This is a genomic window from Polynucleobacter sp. AM-7D1 (assembly GCF_018688455.1).
In the GTDB taxonomy this organism is placed as follows: domain Bacteria; phylum Pseudomonadota; class Gammaproteobacteria; order Burkholderiales; family Burkholderiaceae; genus Polynucleobacter.
In genome coordinates this window covers 764,337-785,392 of the sequence record NZ_CP061319.1, presented here as the reverse complement: position 1 = coordinate 785,392, position 21,056 = coordinate 764,337, and the positions used below count along the sequence as shown (strand labels likewise).

Sequence of the window (21,056 nt, the reverse complement as noted above, 5' to 3'; positions counted from 1 at the left end):
AGAAAAACTCAGGTCCACCCAATAAATATCAGGTCTGGGTGGGTGTTTTTGTGATTCGGTAGCCGCTACCCCGAACCGTCTCTACGTAGCGATCACAGTCTGCCGGGGATAAGGCTGCTCTGAGCCGCTTGATATGAACATCAACTGTACGCTCTTCTATGTAAACCTCATTACCCCAGACCTTATCGAGCAAGCCCTCACGAGAATGAACTCTTTCAGGGTTGGCCATCATAAATTGCAACAATCGGAACTCTGTAGGCCCTAAAGATAAAGTCTGCGGATCACTATTTGGCCACACAGCACTCACGCGATGTGAGACTGGGTCTAGCCTTAATGGACCAACAGCTAAGGGACCGTCCCCCTCTAGCGGAATCTGTCGGCGCAACAATGCTTTTACACGGGCGACTAACTCTTTAGGAGAAAAAGGCTTGGTAACGTAATCATCGGCCCCAGAATCAAGACCTAAGACCTTGTCGCTCTCTTCGCTCTTGGCAGTAAGCATGAGTATCGGCAAGGATCTAGTGCGCTCATTTGACCTAAGCTCTCGGGCAAATTGAACGCCAGATTTACCAGGTAGCATCCAATCCAAAATCAATAGATTAGGGAGCTCATCGCGCATCATGTTTGAAGCAACGTCAGTTTGAAGAGCCTTTTGCACCTCATATCCCGCATGGCTTAAATTAATTGCAATGAGTTCAGCAATCGAAGGCTCATCTTCAACAATCAATATCCGGTGAGTCATAGCAAATTCCGCTTTAGTATGGATAGTTACGGTTTATTCGCCTCGCGAACCAAATCCTCATGGGGGATATGACGTACATCCGATCCCTTGGCAATATAAATCACAAACTCTGCAATATTCTTGGCATGATCACCAATGCGTTCAATGGCTTTAGCAATTGTGAGCATATCTAAGCCAGTAGAAATCGTATGTGGATCTTCCATCATGTAAGTAATCAACTTACGAACAAAGCCTTTGAACTCTTCATCGATCTGACGATCTTCCTGAACTACTTCCGCTGCTGCAACCGTATCAAGACGGGCAAATGCATCTAAGCTACGACGTAGTAAAGAAATAGCCATCTGACCCGATAAACGAATCTCAGCAACATTAATATTGTGAGTCGCACCAGATTCAATCAAACGCTTAGTCCTTTTGGCTACACGCTCTGCCTCATCACCAGCGCGTTCTAAATTAGTAATCGCTTTTGATACCGCCATCACTAAACGTAAATCTCGAGCAGTTGGTTGGCGACGTGCAATCAATTCCGTGCAGGCCATATCGATTTGAATTTCGAGATCATTTACGATCTTTTCATTAGCGATTACGACATTACAAGTATCAATATCCATCTGCGTAAATGCACGCATGGCAGAGGAGATTTGGGATTCAACAAGACCACCCATCTCCAGCAATCTACTGGACAGGGAATTTAAATCGGCATCAAACTGCGAGGAAAGGTGTTTATCTGGCATATTTATCTCCAATTAACCGAATCGACCGGTTATGTAATCTTCTGTTTCTTTACGCTTAGGCTTAATAAAGATTTCATCGGTTTTACCGTACTCAATCAAGCTACCAAGATACATATAAGCAGTGTAGTCCGATACCCGGGCTGCTTGCTGCATATTGTGGGTCACAATCGCAATCGTGTACTCATGTTTTAGCTCATTAATGAGCTCTTCAATTTTTCCAGTTGAAATTGGATCCAATGCTGAAGTTGGCTCATCCAAAAGAATCACGGAAGGCTTTACCGCTACACCTCGAGCAATACACAATCGCTGCTGCTGACCACCTGACAGTGAAAGACCACTTTGATTTAACTTGTCCTTTGCTTCATTCCATAACGCAGCTTTATTCAAAGCCCACTCTACGCGCTCATCCATCTCGGAACGAGAAAGCTTTTCATATAAACGGACACCAAATGCAATATTTTCATAAATCGACATTGGGAAAGGAGTTGGTTTTTGGAAAACCATTCCAATTCGTGAACGCAAGAGATTAAGATCTTGTCCAGGCTCTAGAATATTCTGACCATAGAAGTTGATCTCCCCCTCTGCCCGTTGTCCAGGATACAGGTCATACATCCGATTGAGTGTGCGGAGCAATGTAGATTTTCCACAGCCAGACGGACCAATAAATGCCGTTACCTTGCCCTCTTCAATATCCAAATTGATGTCTTTTAAACCTTGAAAGGAACCATAGAAGAAATTAAGGTTGCGAACCTCTAAGGCATTTTTAACGTCTTTTTTTACCGCTGTAGTTGTGTCGTTCATTCTTATTCCTTGACTATCAATCGTATTTAAGTCAAACATGGTTTTCATATTACTCATTAACTCTGTACTTTCTCGCGGAACACTACGCGCGCAAGAATATTCAGACCCAGTACAGCAAAGGTGATAAGTAAAGCTGCAGCCCAGGCTAAATCAACCCAGTTATCGTAAGGGCTCATTGCGAATTGGAAGATCACCACTGGCAAATTAGCCATAGGTGCATTCATATTGCTAGAGAAAAACTGATTGTTTAGGGCAGTAAAGAGCAATGGGGCTGTTTCACCACTGACACGAGCAAGTGCCAACAAAATACCAGTTATCACTCCGCTTTGAGCTGCGCGTAAGGTGATCATAAAAGCTACCTTCCACTTCGGGGTACCCAAAGCATAGGCAGCCTCACGTAAGCTACCTGGTACTAAGCGCAGCATATTTTCAGTTGTGCGGACCACTACTGGAATAGCAATTAAAGCCAATGCAATCGTGCCAGCCCAACCTGAGAAGTGCCTTACTTGTGCGACCACAATGGCATACACAAACAAACCAATCACAATGGATGGCGCAGATAGCATGATGTCAGTAACAAAACGGGTTACTGAAGCCACCTTACTTCTATCGCCGTACTCAGAAAGATATAAGCCAGCCAATACCCCGATCGGGGTGCTAATCAGAGTACAACTCCCTACAATCATTAAGCTGCCAACAATGGCGTTGGCCAAACCCCCGCCCTCTGAACCAGGTGCAGGCGTGCTCTGAGTAAATACATCAAAGTTAATCGAAGAAAAGCCTTTTAGAAATAAAACAGTCAAAATCCATAACAAAAAGACCATACCCAATGCCATAGCAGCAGTAGATAAAACTAAGCCAATCTTGTTGGCACGCTTACGTCTGGCAAAAATTGCCGGATTGATATTAGATAGGCCGTTCATGTTTTAAGTCCCTGCTTTTTTTCCATACTAATGAGCATCCACTTGGCAATCGCTAACACGACAAAAGTAATCATGAATAGCGCAAGGCCCAATGCAAATAAGGATGAATAATGAACCCCAATTTCAGCCTCGCCGAATTCATTGGCTAATGTTGAGGCAATCGAATTACCTGGTGAGAATAATGAGGCAGAAAGGCGATGCGCATTACCAATCACAAAAGTAACCGCCATAGTTTCGCCAAGGGCTCGACCCAAACCGAGCATGATGCCGCCAATCACGCCGGCTTTTGTATAAGGGAGCACAACATTCTTAACCACTTCCCAAGTGGTGCAGCCGATACCATAGGCTGATTCTTTCAACACTGGGGGAACGATTTCAAAGACATCACGCATTACCGAGGCAATAAAAGGCAAAATCATCATTGCCAAAATTAGGCCGGCACACAAAACGCCGATACCATTCATTGCGCCAGAAAAGAGTATGCCTAAACCCGGCACTTGGCCTAAGGTTGCTTGTAATGCGGGCTGAATATAATCAGCAAAAATAGGTGCAAAAATAAATAAGCCAAACATACCGTAAATGATCGATGGCACAGCCGCGAGCAACTCAACAGCGGTTCCCAAGGGTCTGCGAAGGGGTGCTGGACAAAGCTCAGTCAAAAATACGGCAATACCAAAGCTCAGAGGAACGGCAATCAGTAAGGCAATCAAAGAGGTAACTAGAGTGCCATAAATAGCAATGAGGCCACCGAACTCACCATTAATGATGTCCCACTCTTTTGTAAAGAAAAAACCAACACCAAATTTATCCAATGCTGGCCAAGCGTTTATCACCAAGGAAATGATGATGCCAACCAGCGCAATCAGTACAGATAAAGCAAAAAATTGAGTTATTCCATGGAATAAAAAATCTTGAATACGTTGCAACTTAGCAATACGCAGAGCCTGGGGCGTTGGTGCTGAGTGTGACTGTGTTGATTCAATCATGTTTTGACTTCATTTAATGATGAAACAGCCCCACACAAAGGTGGAGCTGTTTCAGCGTTGAGATTAAACAATCAATCTAACAAATTACTTAGTAGCAATATTAGACCAGACATTCTTGCGAATAAAGTCGGTAGTCACATCAGGCATTGGAACATAGTCAAGTTCAAGAGCCATTTTCTTACCTTCTTTGAAAGCAAAGTCAAAGAACTTCAACACTTCAGCAGAGTTTCCCTTCTTCTCTGGATTTTTGTACATCAAGATGAATGATGCACCAGTGATTGGCCATGACTTAGCACCAGAAGCATTGGTAATAAATGTACCCATTCCAGGAATCTTAGACCAATCAGTACCTGCCGCAGCTGCTGCAAAGGTAGTATCGTCAGGTTGCACAAATTGACCATCTTTGTTTTTCAAAGAAACGCTGATTAGCTTGTTTTTCTTGGCATATGCATACTCTACATAACCAATCGCACCTTTAACCCGAGATACGTTTGCAGCAACACCTTCGTTACCTTTTCCGCCTACAGAAGAGGCAGCCGGCCATTTAACAGCTGCGCCCTCACCAACAGCATCTTTCCAGTTTTGACTTACTTTAGCCAAGTAATTGGTAAAAATTGCAGTAGTTCCAGAACCGTCCGCACGATGAACAACAGTGATTGGCATGTCTGGCATCTTCAAACCAGGGTTATTCAATACAAGACGTCTGTCATTCCAGTTGGTGATTACACCTTGAAAAATATCAGCCAAAGTATCTGGGGATAACTTGAGCTCGTAAGGCTTAACACCTTCAACGTTAATTACTGGCACTACACCACCAATAATGGCTGGGAACTGAACTAAACCATCCTTTTCCAAATCTTCAAATTTGACTGGATTATCAGATGCACCAAAATCTACAGTCTTTGCTTTGATTTGCTTGATACCACCGGAAGAACCAATGGATTGGTAATTTAAATTTGAGCCAGTCTTTGCTTTGTAGGCTTCTGCCCATTTAGCGTACATTGGGTATGGGAATGTTGCGCCAGCACCGGTCATATCGGCTGCAAAAGCAACTGGGGCTACTGAAATCGCACCAATAACTAGCGCTTTTTTCAAAAATGATTTCATGTGGAGTAATCCTCGTTTAGTTCTCGCAACATTGCGATAACTGAACAATACGGATTCAGTATGACTCTTTTGTGACAGTGAATTTATTGAAAAATATCTCAATAAATTCAATGACTTATGCAGATGGGATTAAGTCTGCAATACGCTTAGCCGCACTATGGGCAATAGCGTCATCATTGGCTTCGACCATCACTCTAAGGACAGGCTCAGTACCGGAAGCCCTAATCAGCACCCTACCCGTACCCTTAAGCTCCGTTTCTACTTGAGAAATCTGGGAGTTAAGGGCGTTATCAGCCTTCCAGTCGTACCCCGCCTTAAATTTGATATTGAGGAGCACCTGGGGGAAGATTTTTACAGAATCCAGTAGTTGAGCCAGGCTCTTCTTGGCCTGACTCATAGCGGCCAGGACCTGCAATGCGGCAATGGTGCCATCCCCAGTAGAGTGCTGATCTAAACACAGGAGATGACCGGATCCCTCACCACCAATGATCCACCCTTTTTGCTTGAGCAACTCCAAGACATAACGATCGCCCACATTGGCACGCTCAAATCCAATACCCAATGCTTTGATGGCATTTTCAACAGCGAGGTTGGTCATCAAAGTACCAACCACACCACCTAAATTTTCTCCGCGAGCAAGACGATCTTTGGCGAGCACATATAAGAGTTCATCACCATTAAACAATCTTCCTGAAGCGTCTACCATCTGTAAGCGATCGGCATCTCCATCCAAAGCGATCCCAAGATCCGCTTTAGTTTCTTTGACTTTTTCAATTAATGCCGCTGGAGCAGTGGCACCGCATCCATCATTAATGTTTCTACCATCGGGATGAACACCAATCGAAATGACTTCTGCACCAAGCTCATGAAAAACATGAGGAGCTGTGTGATATGCCGCACCATTAGCGCAATCTACTACCAACTTCATTCCCTTGAGATTGAGCTCACCGGGAAAAGTCGATTTACAAAATTCAATATAACGACCAGCAGCATCATCAATACGAAATGCCTTACCTAATTCTTTAGAGCTAACACAGCCCATCGGTTTAGCAAGTTCAGCTTCGATTGCTAACTCGAATTCATCGGTGAGCTTACCGCCTTCGGCGGAGAAGAATTTAATACCGTTGTCTTGATAGGCATTATGTGATGCTGAAATCACTACACCGGCAGATAAGCGCAAGGCCTTAGTGAGATAAGCAACACCGGGCGTTGGCATAGGTCCGCATAACTTAACATCAACACCAGCGGCAGCGAAGCCAGCCTCTAGTGCAGCTTCCAATAAATATCCAGAGACACGGGTATCTTTTCCAATCAATACTTTGCAACGCTCACCCGGCTTAGCGTTTTGAACCAGCACTTTGCCAGCAGCATAGCCAAGGCGAGTAATGAACTCGGGGACAATCGGAAATTGCCCTACTTCACCGCGGATGCCATCAGTACCAAAGTATTGTTTTTTCATGGGTTTAATTATAAAACTTGTGGCTATCTGGATTACTAGACCTAATGACCTAGTTCTGAACCGCTGCCCATATCTTGAGTGCATCAACAGTTTCAGGCACATCATGCACCCGAATAATACGGGCACCACGGTCTGCAGCCAGAATGGCAGCGGCAATACTGGGGGCTACCCGCTCATTAGTATCTCGGCCTGTTAATTTACCCAACATCGATTTACGAGAGATCCCCGCCAAGACCGGATACCCCAATTGGGAGAATTGATCAAATTCAGTCAGCATCTTAAGGTTATGCTCCAAACTCTTCCCAAATCCAAAACCAGGATCGATGGCAATTCTGTTTTTAGCAACACCTGCATTCACTAGCAAGTTAAGGCGCTCTTGTAAAAATTCTTTTACTTCTGCAATCACATCTTGATATTCAGGATCAAATTGCATCGTTTGCGGATCACGTTGCATGTGCATTAAAACAATGCCGCATTGCTTATCTGGATTATCTTGGTCACTCTCAATGATTGCACCTAATGCGCCCTCTTGTCGCAATGCCCAGATGTCATTCACGCAATCGACTCCAGCCTTGAGTGCTTGGCGCATGGTCTCGGCTTTATAGGTATCGATTGACAAGGCTACGCCGCAATCTTTTAAATCTTCAATCACTGGCAAGACACGATCTAATTCTTCCTGAAGTGCTACAGGCTCTGCGCCTGGACGGGTCGATTCGCCACCGATATCAATGATGTCGACGCCATTGGCAATCATGCGCTCCGCTTGCGCAATAGCATCACTTGGAGTTCTGAACTTACCACCATCCGAAAAGGAATCCGGTGTGGCATTCAGAATACCCATCACCAATGGACGTTGATGTTTACTGAAGTCAAAAAGAAAACGCCCGCAACGCCATGTTGCGGGCAGATTTTGCTTCATCACCTTGCAGTTAGCTTGGGGCTAATTAAGCAGTCGCTGGTGCAGCACCTGCAGCAGGACCTGGCGTACCAGCAGAGTTACCAAACTGGGTTGCTGGTGGCGGCTTTGGTGCACGCGGTGGACGGCCTTCCATGATGTCATTGATTTGCTCAGCGTCAATGGTTTCCCATTCCATCAAAGCAGCAACCATAGCCTCAACCTTGTCACGATTTTGCTCAAGAATGGATCTTGCCAAAGCATATTGGCTATCCACCAATGCGCGAATCTCTGAATCCACCTTTTGCTGAGTTAACTCAGAAACTGTCTTTGAGCTGGAACGACCAAACATGCCTTCAGATTCAGTATCGACGTAAACCATAGTACCTAAACTATCACTCATGCCGTAACGAGTCACCATGTCACGCGCCATTTTGGTAGCACGCTCAAAGTCATTCGATGCGCCTGTACTCATGGAATGCAAGAAGACTTCTTCAGCAGCACGGCCACCAAATAAAATCGCCAACTCTTCCATCATGCGGTCTTTATACAAGTTCACACGATCAAATTCTGGCAACTGCCATGTCACACCAAGAGCCATACCGCGCGGCATGATGGTGACCTTATGTACTGGATCAGCTTTAGGCAATACCTTAGCAACAACTGCGTGACCAGACTCGTGATACGCCGTATTACGACGCTCTTCTTCACGCATCACAGCAGACTTACGCTCAGGACCCATGTAGATCTTATCTTTAGCATCTTCAAAGTCTTTCATGTCGACAGCACGCTTGTTGCGACGTGCTGCAAACAATGCAGACTCATTAACCAAGTTTGCTAAATCAGCACCCGAGAAACCAGGAGTGCCACGCGCCAATACAGCTGCATCGACGTCCGGATCAATTGGCACCTTACGCATATGCACTTGCAGGATCTGTTCACGACCGCGAATATCTGGCAAGCCAACGTGCACTTGACGATCGAAACGACCTGGACGCAATAAGGCGCGATCCAAAACGTCAGAACGGTTAGTTGCAGCAACCACGATCACACCGCTATTGCTTTCAAAGCCATCCATCTCAACCAGCATTTGGTTCAGAGTTTGTTCACGCTCATCATTACCGCCGCCCATACCAGCACCACGATGACGACCAACCGCATCGATCTCATCAATAAAGATGATGCAAGGAGAATTTTTCTTGGCGTTCTCAAACATATCACGCACACGTGACGCACCGACACCAACAAACATCTCCACGAAATCAGAACCAGAGATGGAGAAGAAAGGAACCTTTGCTTCACCCGCAATCGCACGTGCCAGCAAAGTCTTACCAGTACCTGGAGGGCCTACTAGCAATACGCCATGCGGAATGCGGCCACCCAGCTTTTGAAACTTTTGCGGATCCTTCAAGAAGTCAACGATCTCAAAGACCTCTTCTTTAGCTTCATCGCAACCAGCAACATCAGCAAAAGTAACAGTATTGCTATTCTCATCAATCAAGCGGGCTTTGGATTTTCCGAATGAGAATGCCCCACCCTTACCGCCACCTTGCATCTGGCGCATCATGAAGAACCAGAAACCAATAATCAATAAAGTTGGTCCGAGGTAATACAAAGCAGAAACCAGCATATTTGGCTCGTCATCCGCTTTACCGGTTACCTGAACACCAAATTTCATAAGATCGCCAACCATCCAAATATCTCCCGGGGAGATGATGGAGTACTTGCTGCCGTCATTCGGTGTCACTTGCAGGGTGCGACCTTGCACATCAACTCGTTTTACTTTGCCAGCTTTGGCATCGTCCATGAATTGAGAATAAGTGACTTGATTGGCGTCTTTTGGCTTATCAAACTGTTTAAAAACAGTAAAGAGCACGAGACCCACAATGAGCCAAACACCAATTTTTTGCAGCATGTTGTTATTCAAAACAGACCTTTGCCGGATTAATCCGGGAGTTAAAGCGGATTGCTATACCTAAGTATTTGATTCTACTACTAGGCTTTTTCAAGGGCTGAGAGCCAATTTATTTAATAAACCCCTACTTTTAGGGGGTTATTTGGGTAGCTTCAGGTCTCTACCCAATAAAAAGATCTCTGAAGACTTTGCTCTGGAGGCCTTAGGCTTTCTGGAAGCGACCGTTTTAAAGACCCTTTTAAAGGATTCTACGATTTGGCTATAGCCACTACCGTTAAAGCACTTAATCAGTAAGGCCCCCTCAGGCTTGAGGTGCTGAACCGAAAAATCCAGTGCAATTTCAGCCAAAAAGGCCATCCGAGCCGCATCCGCTACGCCGACCCCAGATAAATTGGGCGCCATATCCGACATCACTAGATCGACTTTTCCATCTGCATCGGCAGGCAAAAGGGCTTCAAGCGCCTTTAAGCCCTCATCCTCACGAAAGTCCCCTTGAATAAAGGAAACATCAGCAATATCCTCCATTGGCAGGATATCAATCGCAATGATGGTTCCATCTGGTTTTCCGGATTCAATATTAGGATTATTTTTGCCCAGCTCAGTCAGCCGATTACGGGCGTATTGGGACCAGCTCCCAGGGGCACTCCCCAGATCCACAATAGTCATACCTGCTTTGATGAGTCGGTCTTGCTCGTCTATTTCACTCAGTTTATAAACGGCTCGTGCGCGATAACCCTCTTTTTGAGCCATCTTCACGTAAGGATCATTTAAGTGATCCTGCAACCAACTTTTATTAAATTTATTCTTTGCCACAACTTACCCACTTTCGACGTCCATTTTCCTTGTTTATGCCCTACAAGGCAAAAGGAATCGACTTAAAACAACTTCATATCCGCATATATGAGGCCGAAAGCCCTGTTTTACAAGCCCTAATGCTCTATCATCGAGGCCATGACTGCACTTACTATTACCCCCGCACAACGTAAATCCCTTAAAGCTGATGCCCATGGACTGAGCCCAGTTGTCATGATCGGTGGCGATGGCCTGACCCCTGCGGTGATTAAAGAGGCAAAGTTAGCGATTTCTCATCACGGCTTAATTAAAGTTCGCGTATTTGGTGATGATCGTGATGCGCGTATTGCCATCTATGAAGAGCTTTGCGACAAACTAGGTGCAGCTCCAGTTCAGCATATTGGAAAACTACTCGTTCTGTGGAAGCCTATCGATATCGTCGATGCAGCAATGCTCAATTTAGGTCGATCAAGCAAGCAAACTAAGAAATCATTGCAAGCTCCACGTACTAAGCGTCAACCAAATCGAGTTATGGCAAAAGCTGGCGTTCGCACCAGCACTTCCGAGAGGTCGGATCGTCGCTCTGCAGCGAGCAAGTCACCATTTGAAAGAGCGGCTGCAGTAAAAAGCGCTACCCCGAAGAAGCGTGTTCTGCGCGCTGATGCTGCCGAATCCAAAATTGGCTGGTCATCACCAGGCTATCGCAAGGCAGTTGCCGCACCTGCTCCGATTAAGAAGCGCAAAGTCCGTATGAGCAGCACGAAGAAGAAATCTTTAGGTTCTTAAGCTGAATATTGCAGCTCACTGCTACCAAATAAAGAACGCCGCTAGTCGGCGTTTTTTATTACTTAACTCTTGGCTCTGACTTCATCTTTTAGTGAGTCGCCAAACCAAGAAGATGCCCAGAAGACTCTGCAGCATAAATAGAATGCTGGAGGCACCATGCAGCCTGCCAAACAAAGTTGCTGAGGGTGAGAGCATGACTGGCATACCTTGGTCTAAAGCGGTATCCCTCAGAGTATTCATCCAAGGAATGAAAACAAAAGCGGCTGCAAGGGAACATAGCAACATCGCCAACAAGAGCCAACGAATGATTCTGAATTGATTGAGACCACGATTCACCAAGAGATTGGCTAATACCATCAGACCGATGCACACAATCAAACTAAGGTAGGCCTCTAATTTAAAAATGCTGCCAGCAACCATCCCTGCTGCCTGACGGTCACTCATGGTGCTAAAAATCGCCGGGGCAACTAAGTAGCCTACTGCGAGAAGGCTACCAACCCAAATACCTGTAATCAAAATAAAGAGTCTTTGAGCCCCAATATGGTGAGAGGTCTCTAAGGTTTGCATATTAATTCTGGGTTTGAATTAGATGTAACGAACCGCAAGAATTTCTACTTCGCGATTACCACCAGGGGCCTGAACAGCTACAACATCACCCTCTTCTTTGCTAATCAGAGCCCGAGCAATCGGTGAGCTAATAGAAATCTTATTGACAGCAATATCAGCCTCATCATCACCAACGATCTGATAGGTTAGCTTAGTGCCATCCTCTAGATCCTCCAGATCTACAGTGGCACCAAATACTACGCGGCCATTCACATCCAAGGCAGCTGGATCAATAATTTGAGCTGCAGAGAGCTTTCCCTCAAGCTCCTGAATGCGCCCCTCAATGAAGCCCTGCTTCTCTTTAGCTGCATCGTATTCAGCGTTCTCAGAAAGATCGCCCTGTGCACGTGCTTCAGAGATGGCATTAATCACCGATGGGCGCTCAACATGCTTTAAGCGATGCAACTCTTCTTTGAGGAGTTCTGCGCCACGCTTAGTAATAGGAATTGTGCTCATGCTTCTTACCTAACTTAAATTAATTGAGAGTCTTATGCAGATTCTGCAATGAATATACTTCAAGGGACTCTTTATTGCCATTTTGTGAAGTCATCAAACCATCCATGACTGCTCGTGCTGCACTAATCGTAGTGTAGTAAGTCACATTATTGGCCTGTGCACTTGTACGAATAGAGCGTGAGTCCGCAATTGCTGTGCGGGTTTCATCAACAGTAGTAAATACCAATGAAATTTCACCGTTTTTAATCAAGTCCACAATATGGGGGCGGCCATCTTTTACTTTATTCACCACACGAACTGGCAAACCAGCTGCTTCAATAGCTGCAGCTGTCCCTTTAGTAGCCACCATTGGGAAGCCTAGTTGGTGCAAGAGCTTAGCCACCTCTACTGCTTTAGGCTTATCACTATCCTTAACAGTCAACACCACAGTTCCACTCTTGGGCAATTTAATGCCAGCACCTAGCTGAGACTTGAATAAGGCTTCGCCAAAGGTTTTACCAACACCCATGACTTCACCAGTAGATCGCATCTCTGGTCCCAGGATTGGATCAATGCCAGGGAACTTATTGAATGGGAATACTGCTTCTTTCACTGAATAGTAAGCAGGCTGCACTTCAGATGTAATGCCCTGCTGATCCAGAGTCTGCCCAACCATGCAGCGCGCTGCAATCTTGGCTAACTGCAAACCGGTTGCCTTAGATACAAATGGCACAGTTCTAGAAGCACGTGGGTTTACCTCAAGAACGTAAATGACATCCTTGCCATCCACATTTTGAATCGCAAACTGCACGTTCATCAGACCAACTACATTAAGGCCTTTGGCCATCGCAGCAGTTTGACGCTTGATTTCTGCGATCGTCTCATCGGATAAAGAATATGGTGGTAATGAACAGGCAGAGTCACCAGAGTGAACGCCAGCCTGCTCAATATGCTCCATCACACCACCAATGAATACACGCCGACCATCGCTAATACAGTCCACATCACACTCAATGGCATCGTTTAAGAAGCGATCTAACAATACTGGTGAGTCATGAGAAACCTTAACTGCCTCACGCATATAGCGTTCGAGATCACGACCATCATGAACAATTTCCATAGCGCGGCCACCCAATACATAGGAAGGACGAACTACCAATGGGTAACCAATCTCTTCGGCGAGCTTCAGGGCCTCATCTTCCGCACGAGCGGTACGGTTAGGTGGCTGACGCAAATTCAATTCATGTAATAACTTCTGGAAACGTTCGCGATCTTCTGCGGCATCGATCATGTCTGGTGATGTACCGATAATTGGAACACCATTAGCCTCGAGATCCAAAGCCAACTTCAATGGAGTCTGGCCGCCGTACTGCACGATCACACCTTTTGGCTTTTCAATGGCGACGATCTCTAAAACGTCTTCTAGAGTCAATGGCTCGAAATACAAACGATCAGATGTGTCGTAGTCAGTAGAAACAGTTTCTGGATTGCAGTTCACCATGATGGTTTCATAACCATCATCGCGCATTGCTAAAGCAGCGTGCACGCAGCAGTAGTCAAACTCAATGCCTTGACCGATACGGTTTGGACCACCACCCAAGACCATGATCTTGTCTTTGTTTGTTGGTTGAGATTCGCACTCGCCGTGCTCTGCTTCGTATGTGGAATACAAATACGCAGTATTTGTAGAGAACTCTGCTGCGCAGGTATCTACACGCTTATATACAGGCACCACTTTGAGACGATGACGCGCGGCACGTACTGAGGCAGCATCTACTCCAAGCAATTTAGCTAAGCGACGATCCGAAAAACCTTTTTGTTTGATGAAACGCAACTCAGGCGCTGAAAGGCTATCAATCTTGCGCTGTTTGAGCTCTGCCTCCATTGTGATGAGTTCTTCAATTTGTTCCAAGAACCAAGGATCTACCTTAGTCTCGTTGTAAACCTCATCTAAACCCATTCCCATACGGAAAGCATCAGCCAAATACCAAATACGGTCTGGACCTGGCTCGCCAATTTCTTGAATGATGTCATCTAAGTCTGTCGAGACTTCATCCAAGCCATCCACACCAACTTCTAAGCCACGCAGAGCTTTTTGGAATGACTCTTGGAAAGTGCGGCCAATAGCCATCACCTCTCCAACCGATTTCATCTGAGTTGTTAAGCGAGAATCTGCTTGCGGGAACTTCTCAAATGCAAAGCGAGGAATCTTTGTGACTACATAGTCGATGGATGGCTCAAAAGATGCCGGGGTTGCACCACCAGTAATGTCGTTCTTCAACTCATCTAAGGTGTAACCCACTGCCAGCTTGGCAGCAATCTTCGCAATTGGGAAGCCAGTGGCTTTAGAGGCCAGTGCAGATGAACGTGAAACACGAGGGTTCATCTCAATGACGATCATGCGACCATCCACTGGGTTGATTGAGAACTGGACGTTTGATCCGCCAGTGTCTACGCCAATCTCACGCAATACGGCAATCGATGCATTTCGCATCAATTGATATTCTTTATCAGTTAATGTTTGCGCAGGAGCAACGGTGATCGAGTCACCGGTATGCACACCCATAGGATCTAAGTTCTCGATAGAGCAAACGATGATGCAGTTATCGGCACGGTCACGCACCACTTCCATCTCAAACTCTTTCCAACCCAAGAGAGACTCCTCAATTAAGAGCTCACGTGTTGGAGACAAATCTAATCCTCGCTTGCAGATCTCTTCAAACTCTTCGCGGTTATAAGCAATACCACCGCCTGATCCACCCATAGTGAATGAAGGACGAATGACGACCGGGAAACCTAAGCTACCGGTTTCTTTCTGAATACGCTGCTGTACTTCATGCGCTTCATCCATTGAGTGCGCAATACCCGACTTAGCAGAGCCCAGACCAATTTTGGTCATCGCATCTTTAAACTTTTGACGATCTTCTGCTTTGTCAATGGCCTCTGGTGAAGCGCCGATCAGTTCGCAACCATATTTTTCAAGAACACCATGACGATGCAAATCGAGTGCACAGTTCAAGGCAGTTTGTCCGCCCATCGTTGGCAAAATCGCATCCGGTTTCTCAGTAGCAATAATGCGCTCTACAACTTCCCAAGTAATTGGCTCGATGTAAGTTACATCCGCCATCTCTGGGTCAGTCATGATGGTGGCTGGATTACTGTTGACCAAAATGACTTTGTAACCTTCATCACGCAAAGCTTTACAAGCTTGCGCACCAGAGTAGTCAAACTCACAGGCTTGTCCAATCACAATCGGACCAGCACCAATAATCAGAATGCTCTTAATGTCGCTACGCTTAGGCATTATTTGCCCCCCTTATTACCAACAGCGGCAGCATTCATGAGCTCCACAAAACGATCAAATAAATAGGCAATGTCATGAGGACCTGGTGAGGCCTCAGGGTGACCTTGGAAACACAAAGCAGGCTTATCTTTCCAAGCCAAACCTTGTAGGGATCCGTCAAATAAAGAGACGTGCGTCACACGAATGTTGTCAGGCAAGGTATTGGCATCCACTGCGAAACCATGGTTCTGGGAGGTAATCGCTACGCGCCCAGTATCTAGATCTTTTACAGGATGGTTTGCACCATGGTGACCAAACTTCATCTTCAAAGTTTTAGCACCTGCGGCCAAGCCCATGATCTGATGACCCAAACAGATACCAAAAGTTGGAATACCTTTTTCGATAATTTCTTTTGCAGCGGCAATAGCATAGTCACAAGGCCCAGGATCTCCGGGGCCGTTTGAGAAGAACACGCCATCTGGATTCATCGCCAATACTTCAGCAGCACTAGTTTGCGCGGGAACAATCGTTAGCTCACAGCCACGCTCGGTGAGCATGCGCAAAATATTGCGCTTCACACCAAAGTCATAAGCGACGACTTTTTTGATTGGCTTACCGGTATCTAAAGTTCTGTATGCAGGTTTGCCGTCTGGACCATGGAGATCCCACTCGGCTTCGCGCCATTGATATGGGGACTTGGTAGTTACTACCTTAGCCAGATCTAAACCAGCCATGCCCGGGAAGGCTTTAGCCAATTCCAAAGCTTTCTTACTGAGAGCCTCTACATCATCGCCCATCTTGCCAGCAACGATTGCGCCAGACTGAGCGCCCTTATCTCGAAGAATGCGGGTCAGTTTGCGAGTATCGATACCTGAGATACCAACAACACCCGCCTTGCTCAAATAGGCATCTAGAGTTTCTTCAGAGCGGAAATTCGATACGCGCCCGGAAAGATCTTTGACAACCAAACCAGCTGCATGAATTTGATCCGACTCAGCATCTTGACTGTTCACCCCAACGTTACCAATATGGGGGTAAGTCAGAGTAACAATTTGGCGTGAATAACTAGGATCAGTAATGATCTCTTGATAGCCAGTGAGTGCGGTATTGAAAACGACTTCGCCGGTAGTTTCGCCAGGGGCGCCAATACTCAGACCGGGAAATACAGTGCCGTCGGCTAGAGCCAACACGGCGGGAGGAAAAGAAGGAAGCAAGGGTGACAAACCATCTCCAGTCCCTGCTCCATCCGACGCTCAACACCCCAAAAAGACCAACCCAGGACTGTTTGTGCGGGAGGTGAGTGTCTTTAAGCGCTAGGGTAATTTATTAAGTTTTGAACTTAACAATGATACCAGTTTTGCGTATAAACCCTTGGATTCCCAGCCAATCAAGCCTGGAAGGTAATAAGCCCCCAAGTCATCCGACTGAGGGGCTTATTTTGATCATTTACAGAGGATTTAAGACTTCGCGCTTTGCTCGATGATGGTCTTAATTTGAGCTAAAACAGTCTGGTCTTCCATGGTGCTGATATCGCCAGGATCGCGCCCTTCAGCAACAGCTTGGAGTGCGCGGCGAACAATCTTGCCAGAACGCGTCTTAGGCAAGGCCGTCACAATATAAACACGTCCTGGACGAGCAATCGCACCCAATGTGGAGTCCACAGTTTTCATACACTCCGCTTCCAAAGTTGCGGTGTTAGAAGAATCCTTAGGAATCACAAAAGCAATCGCAGCCTGTCCTTTGAGCTTATCTTCAATACCCACTACCGCCACTTCTGAAACATTGGAATGGCCAGAAATACTCTCCTCGATCTCACGAGTGCCTAAACGGTGGCCAGCAACGTTAATCACATCATCGGTACGGCCCAAGATGAAGAAATAGCCGTCATCATCTTTAATGCCCCAGTCAAAGGTGGAATAAATCGTCTTACCGGGAATGGTTTCCCAGTAGGTGCTAACAAAGCGCTTGTCATCACCCCAAACAGTTTGCATACAACCTGGAGGCAGAGGTCCTTCGATGGCAATCACGCCCTTCTTATCTGAACCCAACTCTTCTGAAGTCGCATCGTCAAGCAACTTCATGTTGTAACCAAATGAGGGAACGCCAGGTGAACCAAATTTATGCGGCATTACTTCAACGCCACGCTGAATTGCCAACATAGGCCAGCCAGTTTCTGTCTGCCAGTAGTTATCGACAATCGGCTTCTTAATCGCATCATGAATCCAACTTGCAGTTGGTTCATCCAAAGGCTCGCCCGCTAAGAACAAAGCACGTAATGTTGAAAGATCATATTTTGTTAAGAATGCAGGATCTTGCTTCTTCAAAACACGAACTGCTGTTGGCGCAGAGAACATGACAGAGACTTTGTACTTCTCTACCAGCTTCCACCAGATACCTGCATCTGGGCTCAATGGAGTGCCCTCATACATGATCGTAGCCATACCGTTCAGCAATGGGCCATAGATGATGTAGCTATGACCAACCACCCAACCAATATCTGAAGTAGTAAACATGGTTTCACCAGGCTTGCCACAGAAGATGTGATTCATTGTGGACATCAAGGCCACAGCGTAACCACCGGTATCGCGCTGCACGCCCTTAGGCTTGCCGGTTGTGCCAGAGGTATACAAAATATAGGAAGGATGTGTGGCATCAACCCACTCGACTGGCACCAAGTCATTTAAGTGTTTTTGGCGCTCACTTGCGTAATCCAAATCACGTCCAGCAACTGTCGTGAACTCAGTTAAGCCGCGATTCACGATCAATACTTTTTCTGGTTTGTAACTTGCCAGCGTAATAGCCTCATCTAGCAATGGCTTGTAGGGAACCGATTTGCCACCACGCGATCCTGCCTCTGAAGTCACAATCATCTTTGGTTTTGCATCATCGATACGTGAAGCTAGGCTATGGGATGCAAAGCCACCAAACACTACAGAGTGAATAGCGCCAATACGTGCGCAAGCTAGCATTGCAAAACATGCTTCAGCAATCATCGGCATGTAGATCAATACGCGATCGCCTTTTTGAACACCATTGGCCTTGTAGATAGCGGCCATACGATTGACTTCTTCGTAGAGCTCTTTAAATGTGTATGCTTTTTCTACATTGGTTTCTGTTGACACAGCAACGAGAGCAATTTGATCGGCACGATCCTGAAGATGGCGATCAACTGCGTTGTAGCAAAGATTGGTTAAACCACCTTCAAACCATTTTGCAAACGGAGGGTTTGCGTAATCCAGAACCTTATTGAATGGCTTCTCCCAATGAATGAGTTTTGCCTGCTCTCCCCAGAAACCATCTGGGTCTTTAATGGAGCGTTCGTGTTCTGATTTATAGGACATGGTCAACCTAAATAAGTAAGTTAAAGATTCTGAGATTATTGAATTTTGCTAGTTCCTTTGGCATTTGACATCTTAGCTGCAGGGCTAGTAACTTTCGGAGTTCCATTTTTCGCAGATTTTGCAAGCCCTGTCGATGCGTGTTTATGCTGAGAACTAGCGCTATTTGCCGAAGATTTGCCTTTTCCACCTGCTTTTGAGGACTTTCCTAAGGCGCAGTTGGCTCCTTTTGCACATTTTTTAGGCGCTGGAGCCGACTTATCCAGACTCAAGTTTGCATTTTCGGCCATAGCCAGAGATATATCCCCAGCATTTTGGTTTGTTTTAGGGATAAGTACAGTTGAGCCCGCCCTAATCCGCATCCCCTTAGGAATGCCATTGATATCCCTCAAAGCATCCGCATCCACTCCCAGGGTCTTAGCAGCCTTATCTACTGGCTCAGTTTTTGCAATGCGCACCGCGGTCCAAGTGGAAAGTGGCTTAGTGTATTTTTTGAGGTTATCTTGAAAGATTTCCGCATGTCCAAAAGGCAGCAAGATCTGCTGATTGGCATTACTCAAAATCACTGGTTTATTAAATGATGGATTGAGATTATGAAACTCTTCAGATGGGATCTCTGCCAACTTAATCACTAGATCAACATCAATATCGCTACCAACATCTACCGCCACAAAATAAGGATGATTTTCCAATTCAGGCAAGACGATGCCATAGGCTTGGGGATCTAAAACGATCTGCCGGTAGGCCATCAACTTAGGGACATAGTTGCGAGTCTCATTCGGCATTTTGAGACTGAGGTAATCAGTTGGTAATCTAGCAGCCAAATTTCGCTTTTGGGCTTTAGCCACATTACCCGCCCCCCAGTTATAAGCCGCTAAAGCAAGCTCCCAGCTACCAAACTGCTTATGAAGACGCTGCAAGTAATCAAGGGCAGCATCAGTTGACTGCAATACATCCCTACGCTCATCTCTGAAGACATTTTGCGTCAACTGAAAGTCTTTTCCAGTTGCCGGCATAAATTGCCATAAGCCCATGGCCTTCGCACTAGATTTAGCATGGGTTACAAAAGCACTTTCAACAAAGGGAAGGAGTGCAATCTCCATCGGCATATTTCGGGTATGCACTTCTTGCACGATATAAAACAAGTAGCGGGACGATCTAGCCATGGAGCGATGGACGTAGTCAGGTCGGGCACTTAACCACCTCACCTGTTCAATCTCTAAAGGAGTATTCATCGGCTCCATCTGAAAACCATCGCGGATACGAATCCACAAATTACTCGATGGCGCATAGATGCTACTGACAGATTGATCCTTGAGATTGACCCGCTTCGCTTTTGCCGCCCGTGGATCTGATTGACCGGAGGAGTCAGAAGACCAATCTCCAGTACTTGCACAACCAGAGAGTGCAGCAATCAGCAAAATCGCTGCATAACGCCACAACATCAGAACCGATCCTTCCAGGCCCGAATTACCGCTAAAACATGTGCAGGAGTTGGCAATAATTTTTCACCAGAGACCTCGATAGCTGCATCGATTACAGCCTGTTGATCACAGCGCATGAAGGGGTTCACTTGCAACTCCTGTCCAATAGTCGTTGGCAAGGTTGGTAGATGTTGATCTCGCAGGGCCTTGGCAGTTTCCGCCCAAGTGATGAGATTCGCATTATTGGGTTCAACTGCTAGAGCAAATCGGATATTCGACAAGGTGTACTCATGTGTGCAATACACCAGGGTATTTTTCGGCAAGGAGATGAACTTAGCGAGAGATTGACTCATCTGTGTTGGTGTGCCTTCGAATAAACGGCCACAACCAGAGGCAAACAAAGTATCCCCGCAGAACAACATAGGCTCGACCACATTAGCCTGCATATTCGCAAAGTAAGCAATGTGACTAAGAGTGTGTCCCGGCACCTCATACACCTCAAAGCTGATGCGCGGCGCAGCCACTTCAATCTTATCGCCTTCCATCATGGCATTTGTACGAGCAGGGATATCAATGCTGGCGGGACCATAGACTGGAACCGATCCCAGCGCCTGTAGTAGATTCAAAATGCCGCCAGTATGGTCTGCATGGTGGTGGGTAATTAAAATACCCGTCAAAGCAAGGTTTTGTTGCTCCAGATATTTCAAGACAGGGTCAGCATCGCCTGGATCAACGATCAATGCGGATTGACCATCATGAATGCACCAGATGTAGTTGTCATCAAAAGCCGGTATCGGCCAAACATGCAATAAAGTATTCTTCACCATACG

At 46.1% G+C, this 21,056-nt stretch carries 18 protein-coding genes; 1 reads left to right on the top strand and 17 read right to left on the bottom strand.

Annotated elements, in window-relative coordinates; translation table 11 throughout:
- Window positions 1–28 precede the first annotated feature (28 nt).
- From phoB to GQ359_RS04015, 10 genes are all read right to left on the bottom strand, one after another.
- Window positions 29–742 carry a phosphate regulon transcriptional regulator PhoB gene (phoB, locus tag GQ359_RS04060; protein WP_215387688.1) on the bottom strand — a complete coding sequence of 238 codons (714 nt, stop codon included), beginning with the start codon at window positions 740–742 and terminating at the stop codon, window positions 29–31.
- A 26-nt stretch (window positions 743–768) separates the two neighbouring features.
- Window positions 769–1,476 carry a phosphate signaling complex protein PhoU gene (gene phoU, locus GQ359_RS04055; protein WP_215387687.1) on the bottom strand — a complete coding sequence of 236 codons (708 nt, stop codon included), beginning with the start codon at window positions 1,474–1,476 and terminating at the stop codon, window positions 769–771.
- A 12-nt stretch (window positions 1,477–1,488) separates the two neighbouring features.
- On the bottom strand, window positions 1,489–2,277 hold the full coding sequence (gene pstB / locus GQ359_RS04050; RefSeq protein ID WP_215387891.1) for a phosphate ABC transporter ATP-binding protein PstB: 789 nt from the start codon (window positions 2,275–2,277) through the stop codon (window positions 1,489–1,491).
- Between the two features lie 56 nt (window positions 2,278–2,333).
- Window positions 2,334–3,200, bottom strand: a complete 867-nt coding sequence (gene pstA, locus GQ359_RS04045) for a phosphate ABC transporter permease PstA (protein ID WP_215387686.1) — start codon at window positions 3,198–3,200, stop codon at window positions 2,334–2,336.
- The gene (pstC, locus tag GQ359_RS04040) at window positions 3,197–4,186 is read right to left on the bottom strand and encodes a phosphate ABC transporter permease subunit PstC (RefSeq protein WP_215387685.1); all 990 of its coding nucleotides are present in this window, start codon (window positions 4,184–4,186) and stop codon (window positions 3,197–3,199) included. Before pstC ends, pstA begins: the two co-directional genes overlap by 4 nt.
- 84 nt (window positions 4,187–4,270) lie before the next feature.
- Window positions 4,271–5,293 (bottom strand): phosphate ABC transporter substrate-binding protein PstS, encoded by a 1,023-nt coding sequence (gene pstS, locus GQ359_RS04035; RefSeq protein ID WP_215387684.1) that lies wholly within the window; start codon window positions 5,291–5,293, stop codon window positions 4,271–4,273.
- A gap of 115 nt (window positions 5,294–5,408) precedes the next feature.
- Window positions 5,409–6,752: a phosphoglucosamine mutase gene (gene glmM, locus GQ359_RS04030; protein ID WP_215387683.1), complete on the bottom strand. Its 1,344-nt coding sequence runs from the start codon at window positions 6,750–6,752 to the stop codon at window positions 5,409–5,411.
- Window positions 6,753–6,801: 49 nt separating this feature from the next.
- Window positions 6,802–7,671 (bottom strand): dihydropteroate synthase, encoded by an 870-nt coding sequence (gene folP / locus GQ359_RS04025; protein WP_215387682.1) that lies wholly within the window; start codon window positions 7,669–7,671, stop codon window positions 6,802–6,804.
- 25 nt (window positions 7,672–7,696) lie between these two features.
- On the bottom strand, window positions 7,697–9,574 hold the full coding sequence (gene ftsH, locus GQ359_RS04020; RefSeq protein ID WP_215303395.1) for an ATP-dependent zinc metalloprotease FtsH: 1,878 nt from the start codon (window positions 9,572–9,574) through the stop codon (window positions 7,697–7,699).
- A gap of 126 nt (window positions 9,575–9,700) precedes the next feature.
- Window positions 9,701–10,375, bottom strand: a complete 675-nt coding sequence (locus GQ359_RS04015; RefSeq protein ID WP_215387681.1) for an RlmE family RNA methyltransferase — start codon at window positions 10,373–10,375, stop codon at window positions 9,701–9,703.
- 138 nt (window positions 10,376–10,513) lie between these two features.
- Here GQ359_RS04015 and GQ359_RS04010 point away from each other — a divergent pair, with 138 nt between their 5' ends.
- Window positions 10,514–11,140, top strand: a complete 627-nt coding sequence (locus GQ359_RS04010) for a YhbY family RNA-binding protein (RefSeq protein ID WP_215387680.1) — start codon at window positions 10,514–10,516, stop codon at window positions 11,138–11,140.
- An 81-nt stretch (window positions 11,141–11,221) separates the two neighbouring features.
- On the opposite strand, the gene GQ359_RS04005 is transcribed toward GQ359_RS04010, so the two are convergent.
- The 7 genes from GQ359_RS04005 to gloB form a co-directional block, all read right to left on the bottom strand.
- Window positions 11,222–11,707 (bottom strand): DUF4149 domain-containing protein, encoded by a 486-nt coding sequence (locus GQ359_RS04005; RefSeq protein ID WP_215387679.1) that lies wholly within the window; start codon window positions 11,705–11,707, stop codon window positions 11,222–11,224.
- Between the two features lie 18 nt (window positions 11,708–11,725).
- Window positions 11,726–12,202, bottom strand: a complete 477-nt coding sequence (greA, locus tag GQ359_RS04000; RefSeq protein WP_215387678.1) for a transcription elongation factor GreA — start codon at window positions 12,200–12,202, stop codon at window positions 11,726–11,728.
- Window positions 12,203–12,221: 19 nt separating this feature from the next.
- Window positions 12,222–15,485: a carbamoyl-phosphate synthase large subunit gene (gene carB, locus GQ359_RS03995; RefSeq protein WP_215387677.1), complete on the bottom strand. Its 3,264-nt coding sequence runs from the start codon at window positions 15,483–15,485 to the stop codon at window positions 12,222–12,224.
- The gene (carA, locus tag GQ359_RS03990; RefSeq protein WP_215387890.1) at window positions 15,485–16,678 is read right to left on the bottom strand and encodes a glutamine-hydrolyzing carbamoyl-phosphate synthase small subunit; all 1,194 of its coding nucleotides are present in this window, start codon (window positions 16,676–16,678) and stop codon (window positions 15,485–15,487) included. Before carA ends, carB begins: the two co-directional genes overlap by 1 nt.
- Before the next feature lie 243 nt (window positions 16,679–16,921).
- The gene (locus GQ359_RS03985) at window positions 16,922–18,805 is read right to left on the bottom strand and encodes a propionate--CoA ligase (RefSeq protein WP_215387676.1); all 1,884 of its coding nucleotides are present in this window, start codon (window positions 18,803–18,805) and stop codon (window positions 16,922–16,924) included.
- Between the two features lie 35 nt (window positions 18,806–18,840).
- Entirely contained in the window at window positions 18,841–20,247 is a 1,407-nt protein-coding gene (locus tag GQ359_RS03980; RefSeq protein ID WP_215387675.1) for a transglycosylase SLT domain-containing protein, read from the bottom strand.
- The gene (gloB, locus tag GQ359_RS03975) at window positions 20,247–21,053 is read right to left on the bottom strand and encodes a hydroxyacylglutathione hydrolase (RefSeq protein ID WP_215387674.1); all 807 of its coding nucleotides are present in this window, start codon (window positions 21,051–21,053) and stop codon (window positions 20,247–20,249) included. Before gloB ends, GQ359_RS03980 begins: the two co-directional genes overlap by 1 nt.
- Window positions 21,054–21,056 lie beyond the last annotated feature (3 nt).

What these genes read in the sequence shown, in the direction of transcription:
- folP (WP_215387682.1), bottom strand. Translation starts at nt 7,671, where the DNA reads ATGAAGCAAAATCTGCCCGCAACATGGCGTTGCGGGCGTTTTCTTTTT.
- GQ359_RS03985 (WP_215387676.1), bottom strand. Translation starts at nt 18,805, where the DNA reads ATGTCCTATAAATCAGAACACGAACGCTCCATTAAAGACCCAGATGGT.
- GQ359_RS04005 (WP_215387679.1), bottom strand. Translation starts at nt 11,707, where the DNA reads ATGCAAACCTTAGAGACCTCTCACCATATTGGGGCTCAAAGACTCTTT.
- phoU (WP_215387687.1), bottom strand. Translation starts at nt 1,476, where the DNA reads ATGCCAGATAAACACCTTTCCTCGCAGTTTGATGCCGATTTAAATTCC.
- phoB (WP_215387688.1), bottom strand. Translation starts at nt 742, where the DNA reads ATGACTCACCGGATATTGATTGTTGAAGATGAGCCTTCGATTGCTGAA.
- GQ359_RS04010 (WP_215387680.1), top strand. Translation starts at nt 10,514, where the DNA reads ATGACTGCACTTACTATTACCCCCGCACAACGTAAATCCCTTAAAGCT.
- glmM (WP_215387683.1), bottom strand. Translation starts at nt 6,752, where the DNA reads ATGAAAAAACAATACTTTGGTACTGATGGCATCCGCGGTGAAGTAGGG.
- GQ359_RS03980 (WP_215387675.1), bottom strand. Translation starts at nt 20,247, where the DNA reads ATGTTGTGGCGTTATGCAGCGATTTTGCTGATTGCTGCACTCTCTGGT.
- pstC (WP_215387685.1), bottom strand. Translation starts at nt 4,186, where the DNA reads ATGATTGAATCAACACAGTCACACTCAGCACCAACGCCCCAGGCTCTG.
- pstB (WP_215387891.1), bottom strand. Translation starts at nt 2,277, where the DNA reads ATGAACGACACAACTACAGCGGTAAAAAAAGACGTTAAAAATGCCTTA.
- pstS (WP_215387684.1), bottom strand. Translation starts at nt 5,293, where the DNA reads ATGAAATCATTTTTGAAAAAAGCGCTAGTTATTGGTGCGATTTCAGTA.
- greA (WP_215387678.1), bottom strand. Translation starts at nt 12,202, where the DNA reads ATGAGCACAATTCCTATTACTAAGCGTGGCGCAGAACTCCTCAAAGAA.
- pstA (WP_215387686.1), bottom strand. Translation starts at nt 3,200, where the DNA reads ATGAACGGCCTATCTAATATCAATCCGGCAATTTTTGCCAGACGTAAG.
- gloB (WP_215387674.1), bottom strand. Translation starts at nt 21,053, where the DNA reads ATGGTGAAGAATACTTTATTGCATGTTTGGCCGATACCGGCTTTTGAT.
- carB (WP_215387677.1), bottom strand. Translation starts at nt 15,485, where the DNA reads ATGCCTAAGCGTAGCGACATTAAGAGCATTCTGATTATTGGTGCTGGT.